This window comes from Streptomyces subrutilus (assembly GCF_001746425.1).
GTDB lineage: Bacteria > Actinomycetota > Actinomycetes > Streptomycetales > Streptomycetaceae > Streptomyces > Streptomyces subrutilus_A.
Window position 1 is genome coordinate 563,654 of the sequence record NZ_MEHK01000002.1, and the last position, 10,208, is coordinate 573,861.

8 protein-coding genes and 1 pseudogene are annotated in these 10,208 nt (G+C 67.8%); 2 read left to right on the forward strand and 7 right to left on the reverse strand.

What is annotated here, in order from left to right:
• Window positions 1-1,016 precede the first annotated feature (1,016 nt).
• Complete coding sequence (locus tag BGK67_RS38145) at window positions 1,017-2,357, reverse strand: competence protein CoiA family protein (RefSeq protein WP_107489061.1); 1,341 nt, start codon at window positions 2,355-2,357, stop codon at window positions 1,017-1,019.
• A gap of 167 nt (window positions 2,358-2,524) precedes the next feature.
• On the opposite strand from BGK67_RS38145, the gene BGK67_RS35490 reads away from it, so the two are divergent.
• Both BGK67_RS35490 and BGK67_RS35495 read left to right on the forward strand, forming a co-directional pair.
• Window positions 2,525-2,806 carry a hypothetical protein gene (locus tag BGK67_RS35490; protein WP_069924644.1) on the forward strand — a complete coding sequence of 94 codons (282 nt, stop codon included), beginning with the start codon at window positions 2,525-2,527 and terminating at the stop codon, window positions 2,804-2,806.
• Between the two features lie 126 nt (window positions 2,807-2,932).
• Entirely contained in the window at window positions 2,933-3,685 is a 753-nt protein-coding gene (locus BGK67_RS35495; RefSeq protein WP_069924645.1) for a hypothetical protein, read from the forward strand.
• Between the two features lie 41 nt (window positions 3,686-3,726).
• Here the strand turns inward: BGK67_RS35495 and BGK67_RS35500 are convergent, their stop codons facing one another.
• From BGK67_RS35500 to BGK67_RS35525, 6 genes and pseudogenes are all read right to left on the reverse strand, one after another.
• Complete coding sequence (locus tag BGK67_RS35500) at window positions 3,727-3,948, reverse strand: hypothetical protein (RefSeq protein ID WP_069924646.1); 222 nt, start codon at window positions 3,946-3,948, stop codon at window positions 3,727-3,729.
• A 56-nt stretch (window positions 3,949-4,004) separates the two neighbouring features.
• Window positions 4,005-4,919, reverse strand: a complete 915-nt coding sequence (locus BGK67_RS35505) for a hypothetical protein (protein WP_069924647.1) — start codon at window positions 4,917-4,919, stop codon at window positions 4,005-4,007.
• Between the two features lie 111 nt (window positions 4,920-5,030).
• The gene (locus BGK67_RS35510) at window positions 5,031-5,660 is read right to left on the reverse strand and encodes a hypothetical protein (RefSeq protein ID WP_141754179.1); all 630 of its coding nucleotides are present in this window, start codon (window positions 5,658-5,660) and stop codon (window positions 5,031-5,033) included.
• Window positions 5,661-5,767: 107 nt separating this feature from the next.
• A complete protein-coding gene (locus BGK67_RS35515; RefSeq protein ID WP_244291582.1) occupies window positions 5,768-6,949 on the reverse strand; it encodes a hypothetical protein in 1,182 nt (393 codons plus the stop codon).
• A 5-nt stretch (window positions 6,950-6,954) separates the two neighbouring features.
• Complete coding sequence (locus BGK67_RS35520) at window positions 6,955-7,530, reverse strand: DUF4365 domain-containing protein (RefSeq protein ID WP_069924650.1); 576 nt, start codon at window positions 7,528-7,530, stop codon at window positions 6,955-6,957.
• A 145-nt stretch (window positions 7,531-7,675) separates the two neighbouring features.
• Window positions 7,676-10,208, reverse strand: a pseudogene (locus BGK67_RS35525) (Helicase associated domain protein); the annotation flags it as partial.

Sequence of the window (10,208 nt, forward strand, 5' to 3'; positions counted from 1 at the left end):
ACGTCCCGCCTCGCGGTCCTGACCGCGCTCGGCGTGGACTGGGCAATTGTTCCCGCCGACCGGGCCAAAAGCGCTCCGGGTGACCCATGACAGTGCAGTGGAGCGTTGTATCACGGCGCAGGTGTGACCGTGGCCGAACTCCGCCGCGGCCGCCGCATCAAGGGGGGAAAGGCCAGTACGCCTACCGTGCTCCGCCGTACGGGTGGCAGGCGCACAAGAAGGCTGACCGAGGAGGAGATGGAGCAGGCCGGGGCGAGCCCGCGCCAGGCAGCTTCGGACAGTCGCGGCCGCGCTTGACGCCTCGCGGGCAGCGTGGGCATCCGGAGACTCTCCGGCGGATGCTCGCGAACACGACCGACCGGCCGCCGACCCTACGCCCCGCGCGAGCGCGGGGCGTAGGGACAACGAGGGCCCGGCCGGTCGGCCGGGCCCTTCTGCAGGAAGCCGGGGGCGGCGTCCCTTGCGCCAGCTGCCCGACCGCCGCCATCCGGGCCGAGTTCCACCCGGGTTGGGGCGCAAGGCTCCGGGGCAGGCTGTTCCTCCGCGACCGAGACCCTTCAGCTCCCCTTCGGGTCGCGCTTTCCGCCTTTGCCAGTCCCTCGGTCCATGGGCTGGCCGGGTGATGCAGCAGGGTCGTGCTTGTTGCCTTTGCCAGTCCCTCGGTCTACGGGCTGGCCGGGTGATGCAGCAGGGTCGTGCTTGTTGCCTTTGCCAGTCCCTCCTCGCTCCACTGGCTGGCTGCCCGGAGAGTTGCCGGGCTGGTTCTGAATGTCGTCGCGCTTGCTGATCAGACTCACCTCTTCACGGTGGTGACTGCAGGACTTCATCAGAATGCCACTCATAGATCTTTCCGACATTTCGTCCGTCGTGTCTGTTCGTGAGCCCGGGCCACGGTCAGCGCGGCGAACAGGCCGAGCTGCCCGTTCATCAGTGAGCGGGCCGCCGGTCCTGCCGCCCCTGGCATGGATAGAAGTCACCCAACGCTGGGGCCGGTCGCAGATGCCCACCAACGGCGCCTACTGACTCGGATCGACGACTTGAGGGTGCGGGAGTGCCTGGGGTCCCCAGAAGCTGCGGGGCCGGTGCCGGTCGCATCGCCATCCGGCGGCGTAGAAGCGGGCGGGCTGGCCGCATGTCGGGTTGCCGGTTTCGCAGCGTCCTCGGTGGAGGGTAGAAGCCGTCGGTGCTTGAGGAGCCGCAGGCGCAGTCGGTTCGTCCAGCTCCGGGGGGTCAAGGGTCGGCTCCGTCCTGGGTGCCGGGATCAGCTTGTCGATCGTGATGGCGAGTTCCACGCTGGTGATGCCGCGCGGCTTCAGGGAGGCGCTGGGTTTCCAGGTGTCCTCGCCGAACCGGCAGGTCGTGTCCGCTTCCCTGCCCGAGTAGTGGATCTCGTCGTCCAGCATGTCGGCTTCGGTGAGGTCCGGGCTGTCCACGCTGCGGTAGTCGGCCCACTTGTTCCGGTCCTTGAGGGGGACCCACAGGTGGCTGCCAGCGCGGGCGTCTTTGCGGGAGGGCACGAAGAGGGGTGCGATGTGACCGATGGCCGCGCCGATCAGCGTGCGGCCGACGGTGACGCTGGCGACGTCGCCGTCGAAGCTGGTCCACCCTGAGGCTTCATCGTCCATGCGGCGTGGGGTGTCCCACTGCAGGTGCACCTTGCCGCACCCGGTCTTGACCTTGCCGTCCGGGCAGGGCCGCTGGGCGGCGGCGACGCAGTGCCATTCGGCCAGGACGCGGTATCCGCCGACCAAGGCCAGGTCGGCGGCGTTGCTGATCTCCCGCCAGGTGACCTGGTTGGTCAGCATCCAGTTGGACCGGTTGACCAGGTGGAACGTGTCGTCGTGAGTGATCCAGTTCGGGCTGAGCCCGGCCGCGGCGTGGGCCTTGGACCGGCGCAGCACACTGCCGGCGCTGGCGTTGTAGTACTGCGCCTCACAGCCCAGATCCAGACCGCCGGCCCCCACGATGGTCACGTCGGGACGAGAGGACCGCAGCTTGGTGGACTTCTCCACACGGAATTCGAGACCGGCCGCCTGCGCGGTACGGGCCAGGAAATCCTTCATGGCCTTGTGCCGGTCACTCTCCTCCGCCGTCATCTCGTGAACGGTCGGAAGGTGCGCCGCGCGCAGCCGAAGAGCACCATCGGGCCCGCGGTGCTTACGCACGTACATGAAGGGGCTCTTCACCCCGCTGAACTCCGCCTTGCAATGCTGCCCCTTGCTGCTCTCCACACAGACGAGCAGCTCCCGGTCCCGCTCAGCCACCGGCAGAAGGAGCTCCGTGATCACGTCGGGCGCGCTGATGCCCGCTTTCGCGAGGCCGAGGTCGTCCTTGTCGAGTTCGAGAATCTCGCCCAATCCGGAATGCCAAACGCCATTCGCCACAGATGTCCCCCACCCGGTAGCAATGCGAAGAAGGCCGCGTTTCCACGGTACGACGCCTCACCGACAACGGGATAGAGACAGGCGTCAACTCCACGACGCCAGCGCTGCCAGCATGGATGCTGCTTGTGGCGGTCGCGTGATTGCTCTTCCTCTACCTGGACGCGGCCGTTTGTAGGCACCTCACCCTCGTCGGCCCCGCCCATCCCTGGACCGGCGCGAAGTTCTCCTCGGCATGGGGCACCCGCGTCATCCTCGACACCACCGTCGTCCAGCCGGACCTCGTCGCGGAGATCCGCGCCGACACTTCCATCGACCGGGGCGGCGTCTACCGGCAGCCGATCCGGTACGTGCGCCTGCGCCTGGACGCGAGCGTGGAGGACGTACCCCGGCTCGGCGGGGGTCCGGCCGCAGTCGCGGGCTGACCTGCCGCACGCGCGTAAGCGGTCCCTGGTCGAACAGCGGCATGGAATCCGCAGAGAAGCCCCGCGGCCACCCCGTCATGGGACACCCTGAGCTGTCTGCTCCGCGCGTCCCGAGAGGAACACTGCATGACCGAGGTCCCGCCGGACATCGCCGAATACCTGGCGTCCCCGGACACTCTCCCGGAATGGGTGCGCTTCTACCGCGCCTACCCGACCGTCACGGCCGCCGTCCAAGCGGTCGGCAACGGTGAGAGCGTTGCCGTGTTCACCTCGGAACACACCGCCTACGGTCAGCAGGTCATCCTCATCGATGGCAAGCCCGTCATCGAGGTCGTCCTGTACCCGAACTCCCAGGCCCGTGAAGCGCTGGTCACCGCCTACCTCAACCACAGTGATCCCGAGACGGCCACGGCCGCGATCCTTCACGCCCTGCCGCACCTGCTGCCCGAAGACATCGACCTGACCGGCATCGACTGCGTGGTGGAGCCCGGCAACGGGCTTGCCCCCCGCTTCGGTTTCCGGCGCCGCGTCTTCGCCGCCGGCCTCCACACCTGGCGGGACTACGACGAGCTCCACCCCCTCGGCGAGCTCTACCAGGTGCTGAGCTGGCACTCCACCGGCCACAACATCGCCGAAGGCACCGAAGCCGTCTCCATCCTCCGCTCCCACGGCCTGCCCGCCGTCGGCTGCGAGGCGTGCGGTGAACCCCTCACCAACCGGCACCCGGCCTGGCCCGGCACGTGGGTGTGCCTCGCCGAGGAGTACGGGCCTCGCTGCGACGCATTCGATGACCCCTTCCGGGAGCTGCACGAACTCGACGCCGCCGGTATTGGCGGCCCTCATGACCCATCCACCAGTGACCTGGAGCCGGTCACATAGCGACGCGTTGACCGCTACCGGCCCGACCGGGCCGGTCCGCCCTACCTGAACGTGATCGTCACCGTGCGCGTTGCCGAAGCCAACGTCACTGACTTCTCGCCCTTGCCGATCGCCTGGTCGATCTTTTTGATGTCCGACCAGGAAAAGCCCTCTCGTCGGTAACGGGCCCGCTGTTTCGGCGTCATGTGCTTGATGTCGTCCTTGCCAGCTGTGGTCATTCCCGCCCCGATCCACTTTGCGGGCCCACCCGTCATCTTCGGCATACCGTTCCCTCCACCCCAGCCGACCGGACGTAAGTTCCGCAGTCTGACTGATCCGCCTAGCGACGCCAGGTGATGACTTTCTCGCGTACGAGCAGCGGCTTGTCGTCCGGTCCTTTGACGTGCTCGCTGATCCAGACTGGGCGGTGGGTTTGTAGGCGTGGGTGCCATTGACGCCGCCAGTGCCCTCGGACAACCCAGCGGTGAGACCACTCGACCTCTTGTGCCTCGTCGTTGTTCCCGCCCGTTGCTGTCTTGCGCCGCAGGGTGACGACTGCGACGGGAGCGGCGGGTATCCGTCCTGCCCGCTGGAGTCGCCTCCGCTGGGCACGGTCCGCTTCCAGCTCACCAACGGCCACCAGCGGCTGCTGCATCAGGGTCCACATGGTGCGTGCGTATCGGCACAGGACAGCAGACTCGGGACGCATGGCGCCGATTTCTACCGACTGAGCCATCTGGAGAGGGCGACCCGCGGGCATGAACATCCCATTCCCCACGGGCGCGACAGGCGATCCGAAGAACTGGCGCTCCTCCTCGCCAACCACAGGCCCGATCCATTGGATAAGGATCCCGTCATCGTGCTGCTCCTCCGCCCACTTGTTGGCTGGGAGGACTCGATGGACGGGGCGCCACCGCAAGCCGCTGAACGGGTGGTCGTCCACACACTCCGGATCGGCGCACCGAATGGTGAAGGGCTCAGCGAGCACGAGAAATCCATGGCTCGAGGGCGGCTCCTCAAGGAGAACGTCTTCGTCCGGCAGAGTTTCCTGCGCCGCTTCCACGATGCGGACCATGTCTGGTGCCACCCAGTAGTTCTGCGCGATACGCAGACTGTCCAGCTCGTCTTGCGGTGAGTTACTGAACCCTTGCTTCGCGTAAGCCTCGGCTTCCATCTCCGCCAGCTCCGCGGCCGGCTTACCGGCGAACCAACCTGCCAAGGCCAGCTTGATGTCCAGGGTCTCCTCGGGCCGCATCGCCCTCCCTCCACACCGCAGTGCAGACACGTGTACGGGGGGACATTCTGCAAGACAGGGGGTTGCGCGCGCAGTCGTTTGGCCGATCACGGCCGGCGGCCCGCACGGGGCTCAGTGGGGGCCCAGAGAGGCGAACTTCTGCTCGGACTCGTGCACCTTGTGGGCACCTTGGGCTGTGGCCCAGTCGACGCGCTCGCTGATGCGGTGGTCGTGGAAACCCATCCGCAACGGGTCTGGCTGAGCCACGAAGGCCGAGAGCGGAGGCCAGGCCGTCCCGCGGGGCCGCGCAGCCTCAGCCACCGCCTCGTCCCACGAGGCGCGCTCCGCGGAATAGGCGGCGGCCGCCGCTGGGAACTCGAATATCAAGGTCTCACCATTCACTACTCGGGGACTGCGAATCGAGACCTCGGAACCGTCCACGCTGACGACGGCCACGACATCATGGGCAGTGGCCTCGCCCTGCTGCACCAACCCGTAGCGACCCGGTTCGACCCAATCACCCTCCCACCGGACATCGTCACGCTCGATATCCCGTGCCTCTCCACGCCGCGCGTACACATTGGCTTCCTCAGCAAGCTGATTCGCCTGCTCAGCCAGCCTCGTGGATGCGCTGCTCTGGACGTTCGCCGCCTGGGCCAGCTCGTTCGCCCTACTCGCATGTCTGTGCGCCAGCTGCGCGTACACCAGCGCGGCTATGCCAGCCGCACCCCCGACCCACCCTGCTGCATCTCCCAATTCCATGGCAGCACGGTAAGGGCGAGCACTGACGAACGACGTCAGGCCCAGCCAATGCCCAGCTCCCGCAGAGCGGCCGCTGGCAACTCCACGGCGGCTATGGTCTTCCTCGCCTATGCCTCGGTGTCCGGCACGGGCGTTCCGCTCAGATGCTGGAGGAAACTTGAGTCGACTGTGATGTCACCGGTGAGACGCCATGCTCGCCGTTCGTAGGACAGGTCGCCGGTGACAGTGAAGGGCAGCTGACGCTGGTAGGCCATGATCGCCCACCCGTGATCGTCTCCTGCAAGCGGTACGTGGACCCGCAGCGGTTTGCCGTTGACTTCGGCTGCCACGATCACCAGGGCTGCCTCCTCGTCGGAAGCGGCGGCGTCTTCTCTGGTGAGGGACTTCACGAGGCCGATGAGGGTCTCTCTCCGCAGGGGCTCTTCCTGCCGCACCAGCCGCTCCCTGACGCTCGGCAGCCCCAAGATGACGTCCCTGTCGAGGACGATGGTGGCAAGGCCGACATCCGGCTTCGGTTCCCCGGCTGCCCACTCGAATGACAAGTCCACCGAGCGGAGGTGGTCTGGCTGCGACATCTCTTCGAGAGACTCGACCAAACCCGCGCTGAGCCCGTGGCTGCTGGGTGACTCCAGAGCACTTCCGTCCCAGGCCCGGGTGAGGCGCTTCGTGGTCTCCAGCCCCCGGGCCAGGGTCTCCATGACCCTTCGAGGGAAGGCCAGCGGGGGGTGTTGCGCCTCGTCCTCCGGGCCGTCGACCGGATCTCCGAGGCGGGTGACCACGGTGAAGACGAAACTGCCGTGCTTGGTGTGTCCGAGCCGTACGTCGTCCTCCAGGAAGCCACTGACAGCAGCCGGCCGACGGCCGCGGTGCGAGTGACGAGGGTCGGCGGTGGTGGTCGCCGCCGCTTTCATCAGTTTGTAGATGGCCTGGAGCGTCTTGTCGGCCTGGTGGAAGGGGATTGTTCCGTCGATCATTGCCTGGTCGAGGCGCACGAAGAAGAGGTCTGCCCGGGTGGCGACAACCTTCTCCAGCAGCTCGGCGGCGTCCCAGTCGTGAATGTGCCCCAAAGACTCCAGTGCGTCCGTGAACCGTGCCCCGAAGTCCGCGAAGTCGGTCGCCAAAGGGATCATGACGCGTGCCGCATCGCCCGAGCGTCCGGAAGCGTAGCGCCAGACCTCGCGGATGTGTGGCTGTCGCTGCTCGAGTTCCCAGTCGTGAGCCGCAAGGAACTGGGATACGGCGGGAGGGGTGAGCGTAGCCGCGACCTCGCGGTAGCCGTCCAGCGTCATGCGGCTCACCTCGAACCCTCCTCTGCATCACCGATTCGCTTCATGATCTTCAGCAGCTGATCGCCGGTGAACAGGTTACGGCGAGGCAGGTGCACAGTGTGCCGATCAGCGACAGGTTCAGTTTGTCGCAGATTATCTGCCGATTCCCAAAACATCCGGCTACGGGTGAAAAGGCCATCCTCATCAGTTCTGAGCCATGACGTCTGCTCGCGCGGGATGAGAAGAACCCCCAGGTAGGCCGGGATATAGCGCTTCTCCCGGGTCAGCTTCTCGAACGGCTTCTTCTTCATCTGCCAGGCCATGTGATCCTCCTTGAGGAGGCTCTCCTGGTACGTGCACTTCAACTGCAGCTCGAACTGAGGGCCGTAGTAGCCGCGGTACTCGGTAGACGAAACCACCGTGATGTCGACGCCCTCGTAGTCAGTCTCGTGCGGCTTGATCGAACAGCCAGCGGCATACGCGATCATCCGGGTGAACGAGACACTGAAATGCTCTTGCAAGGCCGTGATCGGTACCTGGCCTTCGGCGAGATCGGCATCGTTCATTGCCTCGTCAAGGTCTTCAAGGTCTTCCGCCGGCATACCGCCCCCTCAAGCTGCCCGAAGCCCAGAAGGTAGCCCTCAGCGGTCCCCCGCACAGCCCACCCGCGACTTCGTCACACGACCGAGACCCACTTACGCGTGAGGCACCACTAGCTGGTTGACGAGCCGCGCCGTTGAGGTCCTCTCACGCCCAGTCGACTCCCAGTTTCGTGAGGGCGGTGCGCTGGTCGGCGGTGAGTTTGTCGCGTCGGGTCTTGGTGTTGGAGACCCATACGCCGAGCTTCACGACCACCGGCTCCGTCTCGCCGTCGACTGCGATCTCCTCCCCGTGGGTCCTCGGGACCGGCCGGTCCGCGCCTTCCCGCGCGACCCACTGTGTGAGGGCTGTCAGGCCGCGCTGGAACGCCTGCTGTGCCTTGCTCGGCCCCTTCGCCGCACGGTCGGCCGTGGGGGCGGGAGAGGGCGCCTGGTCTGGCACGCCCAGCGCGGTCAGCCGCTCTTGCTGCTCGGGCAGCAGCCGCGCCCAGGTAGCCGGCTGCTTCTGCTGCTGGAGCCACCGTCCGATGTCGTCGCCATCCATGAGCACGCCGGGGCGATGTCGGGCAGCTGTCCGTCGGCGTCGACCAGGTCGGCCAGGACGCGGCAGTGCCGCTGCCAGTCCAGGGGCCAGGGGCAGTTCCAGTCCTTGTCGATCGCGGCGAGCTGCGCGGCTCGGGCCGCGGTGTCCTCGTCCTTCCCGAGACCGTCTTCGCGCCCTTCCTGCGGAGGTTGGCCATGTACTGGCCGATGGGCACCATCTCGTCGTCCTCGCCCCAGACGGCGTCCTGCCGGGGCGCAGGTGCCCGGTGGCCCGGCGGTACGACGGAGCGGCGAGCTTGGCCTCCCACGCCTCCTCGCCGGCTCCCACACCATCCCGGCCTCCGGCGCGTCCAGCAGGGTCTTGCGCCGGTCCTCGAGTTCTCCGGCGCGCAGGGCCTTGCGCTGTTGGGGACCCACCGGCCGAGCGGGAACGCCTTCGTGACGCCGACCTCGGTCTCGGTGTCGTACGGGACGGCGTAGAGGCCGGTGATGTCGTTCTCGGCCCGCCACCGGATCAGTGCCTGGTAGCCCTCCAGCCACACCAGGGACTCGGGACGGTACACCCGGGTGCGCAGGAACGCGGCGATCATGGCGGCGTCCCGCGGGCTGGAGAAGTGCAGCAGCGTGGACTCCGCTGCCGCGTCGGCGCCGTCCTTCTGGTCCTCGCCCTCCCTGCCAGCTCCGACGATCTGCCCGTCCTCGTCGCGGCGCAGGTGGACCTTGCGCTTCCCGCTCGTGAGGGCGCGGGAGGCGAGCTGCTCCACCAGGCGCTCATCGTGACTGCGCAGGCCCTGGAGGACCGCTACAAGAGGGCGGAAGCTCGCGGAGGCCACCATGTCGGTCGGGTCCTCGCCCGGCTCCAGGAACACCGGCACGATGATCCGCGCGATCTTCGTGGAGCCGTCGCGGTTGAGCCGGAGCGCACGGCCGATGTTCTGGACGATCTCGACCTGGGAGCCGCGGGTGTCGGCGAAGCAGATCGCCTCGACGCCCCGCTCGCCGGTGATGTCGACCCCCTCACCGAGGACGCGTACGGAGGAGAGGAACGCCCGGTGCACGCGCCGGTTGTTCGCGTCGATGCCGTTGGCGAACTGGCGCAGGACCTCGCGGCGCTCGGTGACGAGATGGTCGCCGCACAGCCAGGCCGACCACACCCGGTCCGGCGGGACGTGTCGGCCGCTCTCCAACTCGTAGAACTCCGCCTCGATCGACGACCTTGGCAGCCTCTCCGCGGCCGCCAGATCGGCATCTGACGCGTCGGTGACGTACAGCTCCGCCGCCGTCTCCGGCAGCTTCTCCGCGAACGCGGCCGCCTCCTCCACCTTCTGGTGGAACGTCATGACCGTACGCAGGTTGTATGCCGCGGCGTGCTCCAGGCGGGCGGCCTGCAGCAGTGCCAGGCGCCGGCCCCGCTGCGCTTCCTCCGACTCGCCCAGGACGGGGGAGGGGCCGCGGATCTCCAGGACGTCGATCTCGAACCCGGCGAGGATGCCGCGCTCGATCGCCTCGGACAGTCCGAGCTCGGCGAGCCACGCGCCGTAGGTGCCGTCCGGGTCGTCGGCCATGCTCGCGATCTCCAGCTCCTCGCCCTCGGCGCCCTTCTGCGGCCGGGCGGCGGCCAGGATCCGAGGGGTGGCGGTGAGGTAGAGGCGGAAGTCTGCCGGGATTCGGCTGTTGTCGTGGATGGCGGCCCAGGGCCGTCCGAGGTCGCCGGCGGTGCCGTGGGCCTCGTCGACGATCGCGAGGTCGAAGCCCGCCATCTGCTGTCCGTAAAGGCGTTCCCCGCCGCCAGAGCGGCCTCCAGGGCCCGCGGACCTTCCGCTGACCCTCGGGTGCATCAAGATCCTCGCGGTCCACCAGGGAGGCGTACGTGGCGAACACCACGACAGGCCCCGTCCCGGCCCACAGGGCGAGCTGGATCAGGTTCGTGTGGTGCGCACCCCCAGTTCGTTCAGCACCGGGTCGTTCTCCAGCGAGCACACCGCGACCATCGGGGCCCGGTGGCCCACCAGCCGCCATGCCTGGGCGGTCTGTGCGAGGGTCAGGGTCGGCAAGGTGGGGACGGTGACGAGGATCCGGCCGCCGGGGAAGCACTCCAGCGCGCTCGCGGCGCGGCCGTGATCGTCTTGCCGGACCCG